The sequence below is a fragment of the Burkholderia sp. Ac-20384 genome (genome assembly GCF_017104605.1).
GTDB lineage: Bacteria > Pseudomonadota > Gammaproteobacteria > Burkholderiales > Burkholderiaceae > Burkholderia > Burkholderia lata.
In genome coordinates, this window is the sequence record NZ_JAAGPE010000084.1 from 13,708 (window position 1) to 34,085 (window position 20,378).

General features: G+C 67.1%; 19 protein-coding genes. 9 read left to right on the forward strand and 10 right to left on the reverse strand.

The features are described from left to right. Position 1 precedes the first annotated feature (1 nt). Positions 2-1,117 carry a hypothetical protein gene (locus tag G3O00_RS18035; protein ID WP_206143819.1) on the forward strand — a complete coding sequence of 372 codons (1,116 nt, stop codon included), beginning with the start codon at positions 2-4 and terminating at the stop codon, positions 1,115-1,117. Here G3O00_RS18035 and G3O00_RS18040 read toward each other — a convergent pair. Both G3O00_RS18040 and G3O00_RS18045 read right to left on the reverse strand, forming a co-directional pair. Beyond that, positions 1,105-2,004, reverse strand: a complete 900-nt coding sequence (locus G3O00_RS18040) for a hypothetical protein (RefSeq protein WP_206143820.1) — start codon at positions 2,002-2,004, stop codon at positions 1,105-1,107. The two genes, G3O00_RS18035 and G3O00_RS18040, sit on opposite strands and share 13 nt — an antisense overlap. Continuing rightward, on the reverse strand, positions 2,001-2,894 hold the full coding sequence (locus tag G3O00_RS18045) for a metal-dependent hydrolase (RefSeq protein ID WP_206143821.1): 894 nt from the start codon (positions 2,892-2,894) through the stop codon (positions 2,001-2,003). Before G3O00_RS18045 ends, G3O00_RS18040 begins: the two co-directional genes overlap by 4 nt. 95 nt (positions 2,895-2,989) lie before the next feature. Here G3O00_RS18045 and G3O00_RS18050 point away from each other — a divergent pair, with 95 nt between their 5' ends. The 3 genes from G3O00_RS18050 to G3O00_RS18060 are packed head-to-tail and all read left to right on the forward strand — an operon-like array spanning position 2,990 to position 6,667. Next, a complete protein-coding gene (locus G3O00_RS18050) occupies positions 2,990-3,928 on the forward strand; it encodes a fatty acid desaturase (RefSeq protein WP_206143822.1) in 939 nt (312 codons plus the stop codon). Then, positions 3,928-5,526, forward strand: coding sequence for a GH3 auxin-responsive promoter family protein (locus tag G3O00_RS18055; protein ID WP_206143823.1), 1,599 nt, complete (start codon positions 3,928-3,930; stop codon positions 5,524-5,526). Before G3O00_RS18050 ends, G3O00_RS18055 begins: the two co-directional genes overlap by 1 nt. 4 nt (positions 5,527-5,530) lie before the next feature. Continuing rightward, a complete protein-coding gene (locus G3O00_RS18060; RefSeq protein ID WP_241025209.1) occupies positions 5,531-6,667 on the forward strand; it encodes an aromatic ring-hydroxylating dioxygenase subunit alpha in 1,137 nt (378 codons plus the stop codon). A gap of 21 nt (positions 6,668-6,688) precedes the next feature. Here G3O00_RS18060 and G3O00_RS18065 read toward each other — a convergent pair whose 3' ends face one another. Both G3O00_RS18065 and G3O00_RS18070 read right to left on the reverse strand, forming a co-directional pair. Then, the gene (locus G3O00_RS18065) at positions 6,689-7,642 is read right to left on the reverse strand and encodes a fatty acid desaturase family protein (protein WP_206143825.1); all 954 of its coding nucleotides are present in this window, start codon (positions 7,640-7,642) and stop codon (positions 6,689-6,691) included. A gap of 91 nt (positions 7,643-7,733) precedes the next feature. After that, complete coding sequence (locus G3O00_RS18070) at positions 7,734-9,263, reverse strand: FAD-dependent monooxygenase (protein WP_206143826.1); 1,530 nt, start codon at positions 9,261-9,263, stop codon at positions 7,734-7,736. 149 nt (positions 9,264-9,412) lie between these two features. On the opposite strand from G3O00_RS18070, the gene G3O00_RS18075 reads away from it, so the two are divergent. Continuing rightward, positions 9,413-10,087: a TetR/AcrR family transcriptional regulator gene (locus tag G3O00_RS18075; RefSeq protein ID WP_206143827.1), complete on the forward strand. Its 675-nt coding sequence runs from the start codon at positions 9,413-9,415 to the stop codon at positions 10,085-10,087. 63 nt (positions 10,088-10,150) lie between these two features. Here G3O00_RS18075 and G3O00_RS18080 read toward each other — a convergent pair whose 3' ends face one another. Continuing rightward, entirely contained in the window at positions 10,151-10,786 is a 636-nt protein-coding gene (locus G3O00_RS18080) for an isochorismatase family cysteine hydrolase (RefSeq protein ID WP_206143828.1), read from the reverse strand. Positions 10,787-11,119: 333 nt separating this feature from the next. Between G3O00_RS18080 and G3O00_RS18085 the strand changes: the two genes are divergently transcribed. After that, positions 11,120-11,506 (forward strand): VOC family protein, encoded by a 387-nt coding sequence (locus G3O00_RS18085; RefSeq protein ID WP_206143833.1) that lies wholly within the window; start codon positions 11,120-11,122, stop codon positions 11,504-11,506. A 238-nt stretch (positions 11,507-11,744) separates the two neighbouring features. On the opposite strand, the gene G3O00_RS18090 is transcribed toward G3O00_RS18085, so the two are convergent. The 4 genes from G3O00_RS18090 to G3O00_RS18105 all read right to left on the reverse strand — a co-directional run bounded on the left by G3O00_RS18090 (position 11,745) and on the right by G3O00_RS18105 (position 15,028). Then, positions 11,745-12,260 (reverse strand): hypothetical protein, encoded by a 516-nt coding sequence (locus G3O00_RS18090; protein WP_241025210.1) that lies wholly within the window; start codon positions 12,258-12,260, stop codon positions 11,745-11,747. A gap of 177 nt (positions 12,261-12,437) precedes the next feature. Continuing rightward, positions 12,438-13,277, reverse strand: coding sequence for a hypothetical protein (locus tag G3O00_RS18095; RefSeq protein ID WP_206143830.1), 840 nt, complete (start codon positions 13,275-13,277; stop codon positions 12,438-12,440). Between the two features lie 323 nt (positions 13,278-13,600). After that, positions 13,601-13,975 carry a cytochrome c gene (locus tag G3O00_RS18100; protein WP_206143831.1) on the reverse strand — a complete coding sequence of 125 codons (375 nt, stop codon included), beginning with the start codon at positions 13,973-13,975 and terminating at the stop codon, positions 13,601-13,603. A gap of 138 nt (positions 13,976-14,113) precedes the next feature. Continuing rightward, positions 14,114-15,028 (reverse strand): glutaminase, encoded by a 915-nt coding sequence (locus G3O00_RS18105; protein ID WP_011354359.1) that lies wholly within the window; start codon positions 15,026-15,028, stop codon positions 14,114-14,116. A gap of 219 nt (positions 15,029-15,247) precedes the next feature. Between G3O00_RS18105 and G3O00_RS18110 the strand changes: the two genes are divergently transcribed. The 3 genes from G3O00_RS18110 to G3O00_RS18120 all read left to right on the forward strand — a co-directional run bounded on the left by G3O00_RS18110 (position 15,248) and on the right by G3O00_RS18120 (position 18,089). Further along, positions 15,248-15,958 (forward strand): response regulator, encoded by a 711-nt coding sequence (locus G3O00_RS18110; RefSeq protein ID WP_011354360.1) that lies wholly within the window; start codon positions 15,248-15,250, stop codon positions 15,956-15,958. 64 nt (positions 15,959-16,022) lie between these two features. Continuing rightward, a complete protein-coding gene (locus tag G3O00_RS18115; protein ID WP_174935126.1) occupies positions 16,023-17,153 on the forward strand; it encodes an ATP-binding protein in 1,131 nt (376 codons plus the stop codon). 312 nt (positions 17,154-17,465) lie between these two features. Next, positions 17,466-18,089, forward strand: coding sequence for an NAD(P)H-dependent oxidoreductase (locus G3O00_RS18120; protein WP_174935127.1), 624 nt, complete (start codon positions 17,466-17,468; stop codon positions 18,087-18,089). Between the two features lie 57 nt (positions 18,090-18,146). Here G3O00_RS18120 and G3O00_RS18125 read toward each other — a convergent pair. Beyond that, positions 18,147-20,378: patatin-like phospholipase family protein (locus tag G3O00_RS18125; RefSeq protein WP_206143832.1), on the reverse strand; the 2,232-nt coding region annotated here is incomplete at its 5' end.

The window sequence follows — 20,378 nt, forward strand, 5'->3', positions numbered from 1 at the left end:
CATGCGAATCCGTCTCGCGCAACCGGTCGACAACGCGCGCATCCTCGATTTCCAGTCCCGCCATGCGATGCAGGGCAGCCTGCCGCTGCGCTTCGATCGTGCGCCCGACTACTTCGCGCTGCATCGCTGCCACGCGCCGCATCACGAAGTCTGGCTCGCGGAGGATGAGCGCGCGGCGCTGAAGGGGCTCGCGAGCCTCGTCGTGCGCGACGGCTATCTCGGCGAACGCGCGCAGCCGGTCGCCTATCTCGGCGACCTGCGGCTGATGCCCGACCGCCGGCTGTCGCGCGAGTGGACCGACTCGGTGCGCGAACGCTTCGCGACGCTGCGCGCCGACGCCGGCGTGCAGCATGCGTATTGCTGCATGATCCGCGACAACCGGCTCGCGGTGCAGTCGCTGGCACGATCGCGGCGCGAGAACCGGCTGCGTTTCGCGCACTGGCACGGCTACGAGAACGTGTCGATCTATGCGCAGCGCGGGCTGTCGTCGGCGCCGCGCAGCGTGCCGGGCGTGCGGATCGTCGATGCGCAGCCGCATCACGCGGACGCACTGCGCGCGTTTCTCGATGCCGAATCGCGCCGCCAGCCGTTCGGCGGCGTGTTCTCCGCGGACGAATTCGCGCGGCGGCTCGACACGTGGCCATCGTTCGGCCTCGGCGCGTTCCTGCTGGCGCTCGACGCGCACGACAACCTGCTCGGCTGCGTCGCGCCGTGGGATGCGGGCGATATCAAACGGATCGTGCTCGAACGGCTGCCGTTGCCGCTGCAGGCGGTCCGTGTCGCATTCAACGCACTCGCGCCCGCATTGCGCCGCCCGCGTATTGCCGCGCCCGGCGAGCCGTTGCGCGACGTCTACCTGACGCACCTGCAGGTGCGCGACCGCGATCCGTCCGTGTTCGCGGCGCTGCTCGATGCCGCGTGGCTGCGCGTGCGCAACAGCCATGCGCTGATGCAGTTGTGCCTGTACGACGGCGATCCGTTCGGGCCGGCGCTCGCGCGCTACTCCGCGGCGCGTACGCCGATGGATCTCTATACGCTGTCGACCGGCGAGCCGGCCGCACCGATCGACGGCCTGCTGGCCGGCCGCGTGCCGGGTTTCGAGATCTACCTGGTCTGAGCGCGCGTGACGTGCAGCAGGTCGGCGAACGCGAGCCAGAAGCGGCCCGCGTCGAAGCCGAGGCCGCCGAGCACGGGCTGGCCGTGGTCGAGCCGCGGCACGCAGACCTGCGGGATGCCGGGCATCACCTGGTGTTCGAGATAGAACTGCCCGTCGTGCGCGCAACCGGGACGATGCCCGTTCAGCCGCCCGTGATGCGAATCGAAGCGCGTGGATGCCTCGACGGACCAGCTCACGCCATGCACGAGATGCAGGTCGCGCGGCAGCGCGGCCAGCATTGCACCGACACGCGGATCGCGCCGGCTGCTGATGTCGCGCGTGCCGGCGTCGGCCCAGCGCGTGCGCAACATGCGGCGTGCGATGCGGTCGGGCCACGGCGCGGCCGCATGCGGCGGCATGCCGTGGCGGAAGATCGTGTCGACGATCGCGGACGGGCCGCACGGCGGCTGCATGAGCGCGAGGCCCGCGCAACGCGCTGCCAGCGCCGGATCGCCGACGAGCGCGGCGAGCGTGTCGATGCCGCCCTTGCTGTGCGCGAGCGCGACGAATTCACCGCCGGCCGGCAGATGCGTGCGCAGGTACGCACCGATATGCGCGCCCTGATCGAACACGCCGCGCGCGGAGCGCACGGGCACCGTCAGCACGCGATAGCCGGCCGCGCCGAGCGTCTGCCGCGCGCCGCGATTGCAGCCGGGCAACCATTCCGAGTACAGGCCGGCGACGAGCACGACCGTCGTTGTCAGCGGCAGGCGGGCGGTACGCCGTGTCCAGCCGTCGATGAATGCGTCGGTCCGGTCGAGGTTCGCTGCGGCCCGCGCGAACGGCGTCGCCGGATAGTGGCGGCGCCAGTCGTCGAACCCGTCGGGCGTCCACGGCGCGCGCGTCATGCGTGCGACTCCGGTTCCGGTTCGGGTTCGGCGCTGGCCAGGTACGGTTCGAGCGCGGCGCGCGCCGCGCGCAGTGCCGCGTCGCTGTCGAGACGATCGGGATGGAAGCGCGGCGAGAACCAGAACAGCCACATCGGCATCACGCGCGTGAAGATGCCCGGCGCGACGAACAGCCAGCGCAGCAGTTGCAGCCAGCCGCGCAGGTTCCAGGTCTGCCCGTCGACGGCGACGAGGCGGTACACGAAATAGATCAGGTCGATCACGAAGTAGACGGAGATCCCGAGCATGGCCGCGCAGCGCACGACGTAGCGCCGCGCCGCGTTCGGCATGGCCGCCGCGAACACGTCGAACGCGACCGTCTTGTGCTCGGTTTCCTCGATCGCATGCCAGCGCCACACGGCCGCCATCGTCGGGTCCGCGCCGTCGAGGATCGCCGGGTCGCTCAGCAGGCGGTGCGCGAGGATCGTCGTGTAGTGCTCGAGGCACGCGGTCAGCGCGAGCCGCGTGACGGGCGACACCTGCCGCGCGGCATTGCGCTGGCGTTTTTCGAGCAGCGCTTCGAGCGCGTCGACCGGCACCCGCTGCGACGCGAGGCGCGCGTTGTAGAGCCGGTGCACGCGGATATGCGACGCTTCCTGCCGCACGAACGCGTCGACGTCGGCCGCGAGCGATGCATCGCCGCCCACGTGGTCGCGAAACGGCCGCACGCTTTCGATGAAGAAGCGCTCGCCGAGCGGGAACATCACGGAAAACGCGTCGAAGAAGCGCGTGACATGGCACGTGCCGCGATACCAGAAGCGCGGAATGCGTTCGTCGATCGCGAAGCGCACGTCGCGGGCCGGCATGCGCGACGCGGGGCGGTCGGCGGGCGGACGGCGAAACGGCCGCATGCTAGTTCCGCCCCGCCAGGGACGGGGCGCGGGCCGTTACCGGCGGCTGACGCATCTGTTGTATCCTCCCGTGCAAACAACCGCCATTCCGAGCCATGAACCGACCGAGCGCGCAAGCCGCTGCCGCGCAGACCCGACGTTACGACCGGGCGAACCTGCTCGTGCTCGCGCTGCAGAGCGTGGTGTGGGCCGGCACGCTCACCTGGCTCTCGCATACCGGCGTGGGCGCGATCAAGTGGTTCGTGCTCGTGCCGTTCTGCCTGGTGATGCAGGGCGTGTTCTCGATGATGCACGAAACCTTCCACGGGTTCGGGCATCGCCGGCCGATCGCGAATTATATGATGATGTGGTGGGCGTCCACGATGTTCGGCGCGGCCGCGACACTCATTCACGTGAACCATCTCGGCCATCACGTGCGCAACCGCACGCGCGCCGAGCGCGCGGATTTCGCGACCGCGGACGAATCGCTGCTGCGCAAGCGCATCGAATACTACGCGGCGATCCTCGGCGGCATCTGGCTCGGCAGCTTCGTCGGCAGTTTCGTGCTCGCGCTGGTGCCCGGCCGCACGATGCAGCGGCTCGCCGCGCGCGGCGACGACAACACCTACGCGGCCGCCTTCAAGGAATTCACGACGGCCGACTTCCGCCGCATCCGCTACGAAACGCTCGCTGCCGTCGGTGCATGGCTGCTGGTCGGCTTGCTGCTCGACTGGTCGGTGTCGGCGGTGCTGGTCGCGTATGTCGCGTTCGCGTTCTCGTGGTCGTCGCTGCAATGGGTGTACCACATGCGTACACCGCTCGACGTCGTCGAAGGCACGTACAACATGCGCGCGCCGACACCGGTGCGCTGGCTGCTGCTGAACTTCAACTACAACCTCACGCATCATCGCCGGCCCGCATTGCGCTGGCAGGACATGCACGCGGTATCGGACCTGCGCGAGACGCGGCCGCTGTGGTACGGCTGGCTCACGATCTTCGCGCCGCCGCGCCGGCTGCCCGACGATCTCGCGCAACTCGACAAGACCTATTTCTGATGGACGCTTCCGCCCGCAGCCTGGCCGACGCATGGCGCACGTTCGCGCGCGCCGCGCAGCCGGACGTCGATCGCTGGCAGGCCGGCCTCGACGCACCGGGCGACACGCAGGCGCAGCGGCTGACGGCGCTGCTCGCCGCGAATCGCGATACCGCATTCGGGCGCCGGTTCGGCTTCGACCGGATCGACAACCCCGCGCAGTTCCGCGAACGCGTGCCCGTGCATGCGGCCGCCGATTTCCTGCCGTGGCTCGATCGCGTGTCGCACGAAGCGGAACCGGTGCTGACCGCTGAGCGCCCGGTGTTCCTCGAACGCACGAGCGGCAGCACCGCGCGCCAGAAGCTGATTCCCTATACGCCCGCGTTCCTGCGCGAGCTGCAGGCCGCGATGATCGTATGGCTGGCCGACATGTACCGCGCTTGTCCGGCGCTAGGCGAAGGGCGTGCGTACTGGTCAATGTCACCGCCGCTGCAGGCGCCCGGTGTCGCGCCCAACGGGATTCCGGTCGGCTCGGCGAGCGATCTCGACTACCTCGGCGACAGCCGCGCGGCCGCGCTCGCGTCGACGCTGCTCGTGCCGCCGTTGACCGGTAACGCGGCGACGTGGCGGCGCGAGACGTTGCGTGCGCTCGTCGCGGACGAAGCGCTCGCGTTCATCAGCGTATGGAGCCCGACCTTCCTGACGAGCGTGCTGCGCCCGCTGTTCGATCGCGACGATGCCGACGGCGCGCGCGATCTCGCATGGGTTGAAGCGTCGCTGCCGGCTGACCGCCGCGCGGCGCTGCGCCGTGCGACCGAGGAGGGCGATTGCCGCGCGCTGTGGCCGCGCCTGGCCGCCGTGAGTTGCTGGCTGGACGGCCCGAGCCAACATTACGCCGACGCATTGCGCGTGCGGTTTCCGCAGGTGCAATGGCTGCCGAAGGGGCTGTTCGCGACGGAAGGCGTTGCAAGCATTCCGTTCGGCACGGGCGAAGGTTGCCCGCTCGCGATCGGCAGCCACTACCTTGAGTTCGTGCGTGACAACGGCAGCGTGTGCGACGTCGAAGGGCTGCGGCCCGGCGAAGACGCCCAGGTGCTGCTGACCACCGGCGGCGGGCTGTATCGCTATGCGCTCGGCGATCGCGTGCGCGTGGTCGGCATGACTGCGCGCACGCCGCGCATTGCGTTCGTCGGGCGCGCGGCGGCGAGCGTCGATCTCGTTGGCGAGAAGCTTGATGAACGGATTGCGGCCGACGCGCTGAATCGCGTACGTGCGCAGTACCGCGAAGCCGCCGCGTGCATCGTGCCGTGTGTTGCGAAAGAAGGGCTGCCGCATTACGTGCTGTGCGTTGCCGGCGATCTCGACGCTGACGCGGCCGACACGATGTGTGCCGTCGTGGAAGCCGAACTGGTGCAGGCGTTCCACTACGCGCACGCCCGCCGCCTCGGCCAGCTCGGCCGGCTGCGCGTGCGACGGCTGGGCCAATCGCCGGAACGGCTCGGCGACCTGCTGCAACAGGCGGCCGAACGGGCCGGCATCCGGGCGGGCGACGTGAAGCCGTGCGCACTCGTGACGCGGTTGCCGGTGGCCGACGCGCTGCTTGCGATGACGAATGAATGACGCGATGAACGACATGATCGAACCACGCGGATGCGGGCACGACTGCCCGTCGCGCGATGCGGCCGGTGCACATGAACATGCTGCGCCGGCCGATGGCCTGCACGAGCAATGGTTCGTCGCGTGCACCGAACGCGAACTCCCGCGCGACAAGCCGCTCGGCGTGCGGATCCTCGATACGGGCATCGTGCTGTTCCGGCAGCGCGACGGCCGGATCGCCGCGCTGATCGACCAGTGCGTGCATCGCGGCACGCGGCTCTCGGCCGGCAAGGTCGACCGCGACACGCTCGTGTGCCCGTATCACGGCTGGCGCTACGATGGCGAAGGGCAGGTCGTCCACGTGCCGAGCATCGACGGCACGCAGCCGACCGGCACGCCCGGCCGCTATCCGTTCCGGCAGCGCACGCTGCCCGTGCAGTTGCTCGACGGCCTCGTGTGGGTGTATCTCGGCACCGGCGACCCGTCGGCGCGCACGATCTTCCGGATGCCGTTTTGCGACGTCGCGCCGTGGCAGTCGTACTTCATGGTCAACACGTTCGACGGCGACATCGCGATGCTCGCGCAGAACTTCATGGACGTGCCGCATACGGTTTTCGTGCACGACGGGATTTTCCGCAGCAGCCGTGGCCAGGCGATGGAGGCGACGGTCGCGATGACACAGGACAGCGTCGCCGTCACGTATCACGACGGCGACGACAAGATCGGCTTCTGTCTCGACTGGCTCACGAACCCCGATCGCGTGCCGCTCGCGCACGTCGACCGCTTCATCGCGCCGAACGTGACGCGCTGCGACTATCTGTGGGGCGAACGTTCCGGGTTCCTGATCGTCAGCCAGATCACGCCGATCGATACACGGCGCTCGCGCGTCTATACGTACATCGCGTATCGCTTCCGGCTGCCGCGCTGGATGCTGCGCGCGCTGCGGCCGCTGCTGAACCTGTACACGCATCTCGTGATCCAGCAGGACGTGCGGATCATGCGCGCGCACCGGCAGGGCCTCGACAACGCGCCGGGTTTTCGTCCGCACAACGTGCGTGCCGACATCGTGCATGTCGCGATCGACCGGCTGCTCGATGCGGTGAAGCGCGACGAGCCGCTGCCGGCCGCGCAGTGCGGCGAAAAGGTGATGCGCTTCGAGCTGTAGGCGCCGCGCCGCGCAGGGCGTTCAGTGCTTGGAGCCGGCCTGGCCGGGTGCGGGCGGCGCAAATGCGGTGCCGTCCATCAGGTAGCGGTGCACGGCCGGCAGATGCTCGAGCGCAAGTGCCGGATACGCGTGATGCACCTGATGAAAGCCGATGTTGCGCGGATACAGCACGAGCTTGCCGATCCAGCCGAACGTCATCGTGCGTGTCATCTGCCAGATCGATTCCGGCGCGCGTTCGTCGATCTCGACGTGCTGATGTTCGAGCAGCACGCGGTTCGCGTTCATGATGCCGCCGACGATCCACGGCAGTCCGTAGTACGTGAAGAACGGCAGATCCCAGTGCACGATGGCCGCGATCGCGAGCAGATAGCCCGCGCAATGCGGCAGGTCGACACGCGCGCAGGCGATGACTTCAGGGTGACGGCGCAGATCCTGGCGCGAGCGGTCCTGCATGAAGCCGCGCGCATACCACGGCCGGAACGCGGGCCACGCAAGCGCGAGCGGCGCCATCAGCGCGCGCAGCGGCCACCAGACCGGCAGCAGTGCGCCGCGCAGCATCATCACGCGCTGCACCCAGCCGCCGCGTGCGGCCAGCCGGTGCAGGTACGGATCCTCGGCGGTGCCGACCGCACGATGATGGCGCAGGTGGTGATAGCGCATCGCGGCGATCGACGAACCGATCGTCCAGCCGGCGAGCGCTTCGACGAGCGCGAGCGGCAGCGTCATGCGCCGCATCGGGAGATGGCAGGCATCGTGCAGGATCACGCCGAATGCCTGCAGCCGGCCCGCGATCAGCAGCACGGCCACGACATAGACGAACGGGTTCGGCACGAAGCGGATCGCGGCCCAGCACAGCAGGATGCCGAGCCAGTCGATGCACGCATAGCGGACGAGCCGCCACGGCCGCGCGCCGGCTGCGAACGGCAGCGTGCGGTTCAGTTCGGCAGGTGTCGGCAGGGCGGATGGCGTGAGCATTCGATGAGGTCGGGCGTGCCGTCGAGGGCACGCATGCAGGCGTATCGGTCGGGAATATACACCGGATTCTTCAGACGACGAGGCGCTGCGTTCAACGCGCGGCGCATGGCTTGCCGAACCATCGCATCGCCGCGTGCGCGGCTTCGTCGACGGTCAACGCATCGTCACCGGCCCACGCGACGACACCGTCGGGCCGCACGAGCACGGCGCGCAATCCCAGCCGGTCTTTCGCATCGCTCGCGAGATACGCGATCCGGTCGTGCCAGCGGGAGGCCAGCGCCTGCAACGGCCTGCCTCCATCGAAGTCCAGCAGCACACCTTTGCCGTGCCTGACGTGTTCGCCGAGCCGCGTTCCGTCGACGAATTCAAAATCGGGCACGCTGCGGCCCACGAGCAGATGAGCGCCGCCGAGATCGTACGCAACGGATACGCCCCACACGCGCTCGGCGAAGTACGTCGCCCCGTCGCGCGTGTCGACCAGATCGCGGACGATCGCCTCGAGTGCGCGCGAACTCCGGGCCGGCCGCATCAGCGCGACCTGTGCGCGCGACCAGTCGAGCACGCGGGCACCCACCGGGTGCCGCTCGTCCGCATAGCTGTCGAGCAGGCCAGCCGGCGCGTCGCCGCGGATCGTGGCGGCCAGCTTCCAGCCGAGATTCATCGCGTCGCCGAGCCCGAGGTTGAGCCCCTGGCCGCCGAGCGGCGAGTGGATGTGCGCGGCGTCGCCCGCGAGCAGCACGCGGCCGTTGCGATAGGCGGTCGCCTGGCACGCGCGGTCCGTCCACGTGGTGGCGAGCCGTAGCGCCGTCAGCGTGACGCCGATGCCGGACACGCGACGCAACACCGCCTGCGCATGGTCGAGCGTGACCGGCCCGCTCCGGTGGAACGCGCCGCCGTCGAATTCGACCATCGCGATCGTACCGGGCGGCGTGTACGTATACATGCCGGTCGCGGTGTAGTGACGGCCGGGCGGCAGTGTGCCGGAGTCGGCGAGCTCGACCTCGAGCGAGTAGCCGGTGAATTCGGGATCGGTGCCGGCGAACGTGAAGCCGCCCGCCTTGCGGACCATGCTGCGCCCGCCGTCGCAGCCGACGAGCCAGCGCCCGCGCCACGTGTTGCCGCCTGCGTGCAGCGTCACCGCATCGTCCTCGTCGGACTGATCGAAGCCCTCGACGCGGATGCTGCGCCGGATCTCGACGCCCGTCGCGCTCGCGCGGGCGGCCAGCGCGGATTCGACGCGTTCGAGATCGGTCGGCATATGGGTAGCGGCCGGGCCGGGCAGGCGGTACGGCCATCGGGACGCATCGATGCGGTCGTGGAAGAACGGGATGCCGGCGAAATGCCCGCCCGGACGGCGCGACTGCTTCATCCAGTGCGCGGTGTCGTACGCGCCGGACGGCATCGCGATGTCGTCGAGCAGGCCGCGACGGTGGAACGCTTCGATAGTGGGCGCCGACAAGCCGCGCATGCCGAACGGCAGCCGCTTGAGCGGGGAGGCCGGATCGCCGGCCTGCTCGACCACCAGTACCGACAGGCCGGTAAGGCGTAACTCGCAGGCGAGGAACAGGCCGACAGGGCCGGCGCCGGCAATCACGACATCATGGGTGACGGGCTGAGTCATCGAGGGCTCGGTTTCCGGCCGGGGCGGGCCGGTGGCGGTAGGAAGGGCAGCACCTGACGGGTGTCGTGCGCCACGAGTGGGCATCTTGTGGAACGGCGTTCCAGTGCGAGATATTGGAACGTTGTTCCAGATGTGTCAAGCTACCGCGCATGGCAACCAAAAACCGAACCGAGCGGCGCGCCGACGCGCTGTCGAAAGAGCGGATCATCGACGCCGCGATCGAAATCCTCGACAACGAAGGCGAGGGCGCGCTGACGTTTCGCGCGCTTGCCGCGCACCTGGCGACCGGAAGCGGCGCGATCTACTGGCATGTCGCCGACAAGCACGACCTGCTCACTTTGGCCGCGGATCGGGTGATCGCGGGCGCGATGGCGGATGAATCGAAGGCACCTGATGGCGACGCGGCGGACGCGATTCGTCGCGTCGCGTTGCGTCTGTTCGATGCGTTCAGTGCGCATCCGTGGGTAGGTGCGCAGCTGTTCCGCGCGCCGTGGCAGGACGCGGTGCTGCGGATTCTCGAAAGCGTCGGCGGGCATCTGCAGGCGCTGGGCGTGCCTGAACCTGCGCAATTCAACGCGGCATCGGCGCTGATGCACTACATCTTCGGGCTGGCCGGCCAATACGCGGCCGGCGCCCGCCTGCATTCGCGCGATCCGGCGCAGCCGGAAATCGTGGCGACCGTCGCCGACCGGTGGGCGCAACTCGATCCCGCGGCGTATCCGTTCGTGCGCAAGGTGGCGGCGCAACTGGCAGCGCACGACGAGCGCGAGCAGTTCGTGGCCGGTATCGACCTGATTCTGAAAGGGATCGGAGCGGCCGGGTAGTCGTTATCCTGCGGGCCGATTCGGGTGAAGCCGTTGGCCCGTCACGCTCGTGCGACTGCTTGATTACTCGAGCAGCTGCAACGCGTCCGCGAGCGACAGCACCGTCGTGCGCGATTCGAAGGCGGTGGAGAACAGGTGCTCGTGGACCACCGGGTCCGGGTCGTAGCAGCAGTCCTTGACCGTGTACAGGCGGAAGTCCGCGTCGCTTGCGTGGGCGATCGACGACAGCATCACGCCCGTCGACGCGATGCCGACCATGATCAGCGAATCGACACCTTGCTCGACGAGCCGCGCCTGCAGATCGGTGCCGAAGAACACGCTGGCGCGGTGCGCGACGATCAGCGGCTCGTCGGGCTGCCGGCCGAGTTCCGGGCACGGGCCGTCGTTGATGAAGAGGCCGAGCTGCTTGATGCCCTGACCGTTCTTGTTGCGTGGGCTGACTTCCGGATAGCCGGGGCTGAACCGCAGGTTCGCGAACCAGACGCCGATGTCGCTGGCCCGCGCCGCGTCGCATAACCGGCGTGTATTGGCGAGCAGCGCGGGCGCGACCGACGGAAAGAGACCGAGGATGTCGGTCTGGTAATGCATGACGAGCAGCGCGGTGCTTGACGGCACGATCGCGGGAATCGGCGCGGATGGGCTGTCGCCGGGAGTCGTGCGGGGTGCCGTTGCGATATCCGGTGCGTGTTGCCGAGTCATGAGCGAGGGTCTCCGATTGCCCGCGGGGAATTTCAGCGTCCCCGATTTGTACCGGAAAATCGGGGCGCTTGCCGACGCGATTTTCGTAGGGGTGTTTTACCGCGCCGCGCGGCGGCCCCCGTCATCCCGGCGCAACGTTTCGTCGCGGCCGCAATATACTGGCGTGCGCTTGATCGAGCCAAGGCTGGTCGAGCTAGTGCGACGCCGATGCCGATAGCCGGCCGCCGCTGCTCGCCGCTGCCGGCCTGCGTGGTCGCGCGGATCGTGCCCGAAGCGGCAAGGCCCGGCGCGATGCCATTTCATGTCACGTTGCGCCAACACGAGCTACACGTCATGCCAGTTACCGGATTCAGTCACTACAACCTGCGGGCGGATCGGCCGACACTCGATTCGCTTCGCGATTTCTACGTCGACATCGTCGGCTTGCAGGAAGGGTTTCGACCGCCGTTCAAAAGCTTCGGCTATTGGTTGTATGCAGGCACGCAGGCCGTGCTGCATCTGTCGGAAGCGCGGCCGGGCGAGTCGCGTCCTTCGAATGTTGCCAACACGTTCGATCATGTTGCGTTCGCCTGCGCAGACGCCGACGAAATGGCGCGTCATCTGACTGCGGCCAACGTGGCCTTCACGCGCGCGCACGTTCCGCTCACGGGCCAGGTGCAGTTTTTCTTCCGCGATCCGGCCGGCAATGGCGTCGAGTTGAATTTCGCGCAAGGCGAGTGAACGAGCTGATAACAATGACCCGATGCCACTTCGGCGCTCGACCTGGTGGAAGGGAACTTCATGGCGGTGGTGCATATCGTTTTCGGGGCGCAAGGTGCCGGCAAGTCGACTTATGCGCGGACGCTCGCCGCCGCCTCCGGTGCGACGCGTTTCTCGATCGACGCGTGACCGATCCGCCGAGGGGCGACGACGCTATCGCGTAGCGGCACCTTTGCGGTGATGCCGACCATCTTCTGCGCTAACGCGCCAGGTCGCAATGCATCTGCAGGCTTTCCGTTGCGTTGCGGTGAATCTGAAACCCGTGCCGCATCAGCGCGGCCCGGATCTGCGCGAGGGCAGACGCGCAGCGCCGCACACGGCGTTGCTGCCAGGCAGGTGGCGTGAATACGCCCAGCGGCAACATCCGCACGCGCCGGCCGTTCAAGCTGAATGAAACGTCGATATGCGTTCCATCGATATCGTGTCCGTTGCTGCCGAAAATATCGGCCAGTTCGTCGCGGCGGGCGGGATAGAGCAGGCGGAACGCGCCGATTCCCAGTGCTCGAAACTGACGGCGGGCTAAACCGAGCCTGGACGCCCGTGGCTCGTAGCCGCGCGTCAGGATCAGGGTGATCTCTGCGGGCAACTCGGTCTGGATCGTCTGCAACTTGCCCAGGGCATGCGTATCCACGCGGACGTGTCGCGCGGGCCAGCGCGGCCGGATCTGAACGCCGGCGTGAACACCGGGCGTCAGCTTGAGCAGGTTCGATTGCATCGTGAGTATCCGTGGTCGCAATGGGCCATAAGCGACGGCCATTGCAGGGTAATTCGTTCATTCAGCGTGGCGGTGCGTGCGGATATCGACTGGCGCGGCCGTTGCCACGGGGCAATCGTACGTGGTACCGACACGCGGGCAAGCTGAACCGCAGTACGGGGGCTGCCCGCCGCCTCGTCAATCACTCCCGAAGAGCGAGAGACTGCCGTCCTGCTCCCTCGATACCGTGACCCTTGTCCCGCGGCGTAGTTCGTGGCGACCCACACGTTGGTCGACGGCCAAGGTGCAGGTGAATCGTTCGGATCCGTCGAATTCAAATGGCCCTGCGTCACATTCAATGCCGAAGTCTTTCCGCGCATGAGGCAGCTCTCCCGAAATCGACGGGGCACCGGTGCCCTCGATTGCGATTGTCTTGACGTCGATTCCGGCGGGAAGATCGACTTCGCGGTTTCGAAACCCGGAGGCAAGCGTGCAGTCCACCTCGTCCACCAACTTTTTGAAGTCGAAGGATGCGTGCTCCCGACGGTGCGTGAATGGGCCGGGTGCACACTCGATTCCGTTGAACGATGCCGGTTTCGCAAGCGTTCCCCAGGCAAGGTAGCTCGTCTTGTTGTCGATGCGGGACACGAGGAAGTTTCCGCTCACGGTCAGCCCGAGAAGCGGCGTGTTCGACGGGACGGTGCCGCTATGGACCGAGTGTGGCGCATCCTGGTCCAGGACAACCGTCGATCCCGGCGGGAACGTCATCCCGTCGAATACCGTTGTCCGTGTGACGTGGTGGGTGTACCAGGCGCTGACTGCATGGCCATAGCCGTCGGCAATTGCACGATTGTTGAACAGTGCGACAACCTGCACGACCACCAGGGCGCAGAGAAAGACGACGCCGCGTCTCCAGGCTTTATGTGCGCGAACGCGACCGATCAATCCGATGGCCGCGACGATCAGCGTGAGCGGTATGGTGACGGCAAGCGTCAAAAAAAGCAGGATCGCCAAATCCGATATCCCGTACAACGCCATGATCGAGTCTCCGGTTGATCAGTTTCTGCCGCGATCCATGTTGAAGTGCTGTCGGTGCCGCCTGGATCCGGGTGTCGGGCAGACGTGCAGCGAGCATCGCTTATGCGTCGGGGCTGCTATTGGAAACACTCTAATCCGGACCGTTCGCCAGGCGTGGTCTGCTTATCCACGGCCTTCTTGGTATGCCAATGGCGCCACTTTTTCGGCCGAATCCGACGTATCCGATGCCGCCGCCTCAATAAACCGACCGCCCCGAACAAGGCGTCAACCCCTCCAGCACCAGCGTCCCGGTACTCCGGCAATCCAAACGCGCGTCGAAGTCTTCAATTTTTGAAAATCAATCCGCTCATATATTGATTCAAGTCGCGGAAATCTTTGACTGTCCAGGCGTGAGGCGGCAGTTTTACACCATTCTCCCGCAACGTTTTCGGAATCAGGTCTCCGTTCGGGCGAAGTATGACTGACGAGACAATCACGCCCGGATAATCGTTGAGTCGCTTTTTGAAGGCGGGCGTCGTAAGGTCGGGCGTGGGCGGGTTGCTTTTGTTGGCCAATGGTCCGGTTCCTCGGGCATCTGCGCCGTGGCACATCGCACATCTCGCCAGGAAGATCTTTTTCCCGTTATCACTATCCGCGAAGGCCGGTGATGTTTGAGCAAGCAATGCTATTCCCAATGAAGCGACGGCGAATATTTTCATTTTTGGTGTTTTTTGTTGTGTGAACCGCTACATGCCTCTGTGGGGTCGGTGGTTGCCGAATGGCGAGTTCCCCATTGAGCGCATCGATATACACCTGTCACCATCTGCTCCAGATCAGGCACGCCCAACCCCGCCCCCTCAAAAAATCGACCTTCCCGAATAAGTCGTCAACCACTCCAGCGCCAGCGTCCCTGCCAGCGAGTTCCCGTTCGCATCGAGCCCGGGCGCCCACACGCACACGGCCATCTCCCCGGGCAGCACCGCGACGATCCCGCCACCGACACCACTCTTCGCCGGCAACCCGACGCGATACACGAAATCACCCGCCGCATCATAGGTGCCACACGTCAGCATCAGCGCCGACAGCCGCTTCGCCGAACTCGAATCGACGATCCGCTCGCCGGTCACCGGCGCGACACCGCCGTTCGCGAGGAACAGCGCGGCGCGCGCGAGCTCGACGCAGTTCATCGTGATCGCGCACTGGCGGCAATACGCATCGATCACCGTGTCGGGCGGCATCTGCATGTTGCCGAAGCTCGCCATGAAGTGCGCCATCGCGCGATTGCGCTCCGCGTGCTGCAGCTCCGACTGCGCGACGCGCGAATCGTAGTCGATGTCGTTCGCGCCGATCAGCCGCCGCACGAATTCGACGAGCGCCGTCTCGGCCTTCACGAAGCGGCGGCACAGCACGTCGGTGACGACCAGCGCGCCGGCGTTGATGAACGGATTGCGCGGCTTGCCGCGCTCGCTCTCGAGCTGGACCAGCGAGTTGAACGCGTTGCCGGACGGCTCGCGGCCGACCCGTTCCCACAGTTCATCACCCAGCAGCTGGAACGCGAGCGTGCACGCGAACAGCTTCGAGATGCTCTGGATCGAGAAGCGCTCGTACGCGTCACCGACCGTGCAAACGTTTCCGTCGAGCGTCACGACGGCCATCCCGAACTTGTCGGCGGGCACTTTCGCGAGCTCGGGAATGTAGTCGGCAACCCGTCCCTGGCCTATCCAGGGGGCGAGTTCGGTGTGGATGCGTTCGAGGATCGTCTGGTAATTCATCAAGTCAGGCGGGTAGGTGAGCAGCCCGGATTCAGGCGAGCCCGTATGGAACCGTCCCGGCGCCGATTCGTCAAGCGCGGACGATATCGCGCCCTTATTTTCAAGACCTCTAAACAGGCAATCGGCGGGCGCAGTATCATGCGGTACGTTTCGGCCAATGGCCGGCGTCCGGCACCGGCCGGCGCCGCCGCGGCTTCCCCGATGATCCGACCGCTGCCCATGTCTTTTCGCATCCTGCTCGTCGAAGACGACACCCGCCTGTCCACGCTGATCGCCGGCTACCTGCGCAAGAACGACTATGAAGTCGACACTGTGCTGCATGGTGACGCCGCGGTGCCGGCGATCCTGTCCATTCGTCCCGATCTCGTCATTCTCGACGTGAACCTGCCGGGCAAGGACGGCTTCGAAATCTGCCGCGAGGCACGCAAGCAATACGACGGCGTGATCATCATGGTGACGGCGCGCGACGAGCCGTTCGACGAACTGCTCGGCCTCGAGTTCGGCGCGGACGACTACGTACACAAGCCGGTCGAGCCGCGCATCCTGCTCGCGCGGATCAAGGCCCAGCTGCGCCGCGCGCCCGCGCGCGCGGTCGAGAGCACCGCGCCGCAGCCCGAACGCTACGCGTTCGGCAAGTTCTCGATCGACCGCACCGACCGCTCCGTCGTGCTGCCCGACGGCAGCACGCCCGACCTGACGTCGGCCGAGTTCGACCTGTTGTGGGCGCTCGTGTGCCACGCGGGCGAAGTCGTCAGCCGCGACGACTTGATGCTGCAGTTGCGCGGCGTCGAATTCGACGGCCTCGACCGCACGATCGACGGGCGCATCTCGAAGCTGCGCCGCAAGCTGCGCGACGACGCGAGCAACCCGCAGCGGATCAAGACGATCCGCAGCAAGGGCTATCAATTCAGCAAGCACGCGTGGGAATGACGCGACGTTCGTACGACGCCGTCACGTTCCGCGCGGGCCTTCCATCCGCCGGCCGGGAGCCGAGATGATCCGACGAACCCGTTCGCACCCCGATGCACCGCCGCTGCCCACGCTGCGCTATGTCAAATGGCGCTGGCTGCATTTCCGTCGCGCGTGGACCGATACGCGCGCCGACCGCATCCCGAGCTGGTCGCGTCTTTACGTTCGCACGTACCTGCATCTGCTCGGCCTCGTGCTGCTGACCGCGCTCGTGCCGGCGCTCGCGCTGTGCGTCGAATTGTCGCCGCAGGTCGTGTGGCATGCGTTCGACTCGCTGCCCGGCGACATCTGGATCGTGCTCGTATTCGTGTTCGCCGCGCCCGCGCTCGCGGCATACCGGTGGATGCGGCCTGTGTGGTCGGATCTCGTGATGGTGCGCGAGCGCGCGATCGACTTCACGGGCGGGCGCTTCAACACGCGCGCGCGCGAATCGCACAGCGTGATCATCGGCCCGCTCGCGCGGACGCTGAATGCGCTCGCGATGCGCATGGAACGGCTGATCGCCGCTCAGCGCGATCTGACGAACGGCATTTCACACGAGCTGCGCACGCCGCTCGCACGCGTGCGTTTCGCGCTCGAAATGCTGCGCGAACCGGCTTCCGCGGCCGAATACCAGGCGGCGCTCGAGAGCATCGCGCAGGACGTGACCGAGCTCGAGGAGCTGATCGACATGAGCCTCACGTTTGCACGGCTCGAATACAGCTCGCTGCAGTCGAACCTCGAGATGACGGCGCCCGTCGCGTGGTTCGAACATCAGGTCAGCGATGCGCAGCTGCTGTATCCGGAGCGCGCGATCGAGTCGCGCATCGCGATCGCATCGGACCTGCGCGTGAAGATGGACCGGCGGCTGATGTCGTATGCGATGCGCAACCTGTTGCGCAACGCGAGCAAGTACGCGAAATCGCAGATCGTCGTCGGGATCTCACTCGTGCACGGCAACATCGGGATCTTCGTCGAGGACGATGGTCCCGGCGTGCCGGAGAGCGAGCGCGAGCGGATCTTCGACGCATTCGTGCGCCTCGACCGCCGCACCGGCGGCTATGGCCTCGGCCTGTCGATCACGCGGCAGGTGCTCCATGCGCACAACGGCCGGATCGCGGTCGTCGATCCGGTCGAGCTTGGCGGCGCGCGCTTCGAGATCAGCTGGCCGGTCTAGCGCCGCGCCGCGCGGGCCCTCAGCCTCGACGGAAACAGCAGCAGCACCACTGCACCACAGCCGCACGCGCCGGATTCGAGCGCGCCGCCGGCTTTTCCCGCCGCACCTTTCCCGTTTCGACACCTTCCTGCACGGCAATCGCGTGACGATTCGTTTGGCGCGCGTACGCGCTTTGCATTACGATTGCAATTGCAACTATATGGGCCGGCCGATCCGTGACAGCGGAGGCGGGCGGCCCGCGATGCAGCAGCGAAGCCGGGGCCGTCGCGATGGCCGCCCCTTGTTCATGCATTCCTGTCCGGGTCACACATCATGCGGCTTTTGAACATCGTGTCTTCTCCCCGCGGCGCCAGGTCGGCTTCGATCGCGGTCGCCCAGGCCTTTGTCGATGCGTACCGGGAGACGGGCGCAACGATCGACGTCGATACGCTGAATGTCTGGGAGGAGGACTTGCCGGACTTCGACAGTGGCGCGATCGGCGCCAAGTACAAGGGCGTTGCAAACGCGCCGATGGATGAGGCGGAGCAATCGATCTGGCGGCGTATCCAGTCGCTCGTGAAGCGCTTTCAGGACGCGGACCGGATCGTCGTCGGCGTGCCGATGTGGAATTTCGGCTATCCGTACAAGCTCAAGCAACTGATCGATCTCGTCAGCCAGCGGAACATGCTGTTTGCGTTCGACGGCAACGCGTACGCGCCGCTGCTGGAGATTCCGCGCGCGCTGGTGATCCATGTTCGCGGGCAAAGCCGGGAACCCGGCGCGGGCGCCGACAACCCCGGGTTCCGGCATCAGGCCGACTACATCGAATTCTGGCTGCGGTTCATTGGCGTGAGCGAGGTCAGGAGCCTGACCGTCGAACACACATGGGGGGCACGCGCAAGCGACAGCATCGAACGGGCGCAAGCCCGCGCGATCGAGATGGCCGCGGAGTTCTGACCCGGGCGCGCGGCGCGATGGAGACGCGGACGCCGCCGAAGCGGCATCCGCGCATGCTCAGTACGTGCGGCCGAGCTGCAGGTAGAAGTTGCGACGGCCGCCGGGCGCGAGCGCCACGCCGATGTAGACGGGCCCGAACGCGGTCGACAGGCTCGTGAAGAACGTATAGCTCTGCTTGAGCGCGCCGCCGCCGATCTGCTGGCCGCTCGACCAGACGTTGCCGACTTCCGCGCTGGCGCCCACCGACAGCGCCTTGATCGGCGACGCGTTGAACGTCATCAACTGGTTCATGTAGGTCACCTGCGCATACGCGAGCTCGTTGCCGTTCAGTTGGTCGGCCGCATACGCGGACAGATGCTGGAAGCCGCCGAGCGTGAAATTGAACGCGTTGATCAGGTTGGTGCCGCCGATGCTCTTGCCGCCTTCGATCGTCGCGCTGACGCTGTGCCGGCCGAACTGCTGCGCGACCATCGCCTTGCCGTAGATCTCGGTGTAGGGCGCGTTGTTGATGCTGTCGTCGAAATCCGACGCCAAGCCCCCGTTGCGCGACACCAGCGAGCGTTCGACGCGCAGCTCGGTGAAATAGCCTTTGCGCGGGAACAGCGGATCGTCGAGCTGGTCGATGACGAGCCGCGCGCGTGCGGTCAGCGCCTGCGACGTGAAGCTGGGCCACAGCAGCTGCTGGCCGCTGCCGTCGTCGAGCGGCAGGTTGTAGGTCGGCGAGCCGTGCCCGGTCACATAACCGATACCGATCCGGAAATCGCCGAGCCGCCCGATCGGCAGGCCGAGATCGAGCCCGGCGCGTGCGGTCTGCATGACGTACTGCGTGATCTTCACGTTGCCGCTGTCGTCGTACAGGTTCGCGTAGCGGCGCTGGTATTCCGCGTACGGCGACAGATAGACGCCGTAAGCCATCGACAGCGGCTGGCGGAACTCGATGCGCGCCGATTGCAGGTCGCTGCCGATCGTCGTGTCCGCACGGAACTCGAGCCCCGATTCGGTGAGCCACGGCCGCCGGTAGCCGACGTGCAGGCGGAAGCCGCCTTCGTCGGTCGAACTGCTCGACATACCGAGCCCGAACAGCAGGAAGTTCGGCCCCCAGTATTTCTCGCGCGCGTCGATCTCGAGCACGTTTTCGTCGCCGTGGCTCACGATCTGCTGCGTGACGCTCTCGAAGTTGCCGCCCGTCGTGAGTCCGAGCAGATCCTGGCTGACGGTATCCGGGTCGTAGGTGTCGCCGGGTTTCACGTGCAGCGCGTTGCTGACGACCTGCTTCGGCACGCCGCCGGTGGTCTTGATGTCGATGCGCGTGATCCGGATCGGTGGCGGCAGCGGCTGCGCGTGCGCGGACCGGTAGGCCGCGTACTGTTCGGGCGTGAGCGCGAAGCGCTTCAGCTTCGGCAGCGCCGCGGTCGCGGCGGCTGCGCCGGCGGCGATCGCCTGCTTCGCGTTCTGGAAATCGGTGAACGCGAGCGAGCCGAGGTCCGGCGTGAGCAGCACGTCCTGCGCGTCGAGCTGCTTGCGCTGCGCGGTCACGTTCTGGCGGATCAGGATGCCGACCATCTGCTGCATCACGTCGGCGGGCGACGCGAGCGCGTCGAGCGGGCGCAGTTGCGAGCCGATGTCGACCGCGACCACGACGTTCGCGCCCATCTGCCGCGCGGTATCGACGGGCAGGTTGCTGACGAGCCCGCCGTCCACGAGCGCGCGCCCGTTGATCTCGGCCGGCGCGAACAGGCCCGGCATCGCCATGCTCGCGCGGATCGCGAGCGGCAGCGAGCCGTGGTCGAGCACGACCATCTGGCCCGTCTGCAGGTCGGTCGCGACCGCGCGGTACGGAATCGGCAGGCGGTCGAACGGCTGGTTGGTCGGCACGGCGGCCGTCCAGCTCGCGAGCAGCGCCTGGAGCCGGTTGCCCTGCACGAGGCCGACCGGCGCCTTCACGCCTTTCTTGCCGAAGCCGAGCGTCAGCCCGTTGATGTACAGGCGCTCGTCCTCTCGGCTGGTTTGCGGCAGGTCCGCGCGCTCCGTCACGTCGAACGCGATATCCGCGAGGTTGACCTCCGACAGCCGCTTCTGCATCTCGCCGGCGGCCATGCCGCTCGCGTACAGGCCGCCGACCACGGCGCCCATGCTGGTGCCCGCGATGCAGTCGATCGGGATGCGGTTGTCCTCCAGTACCTTCAGGACCCCGAGGTGTGCGTAGCCGCGCGCGCCGCCGCCGGACAGCACGATACCGATCGACGGGCGGCCGGCCGGGCCGCCGTCGGCTTCGCAGGTGTGCGCGGA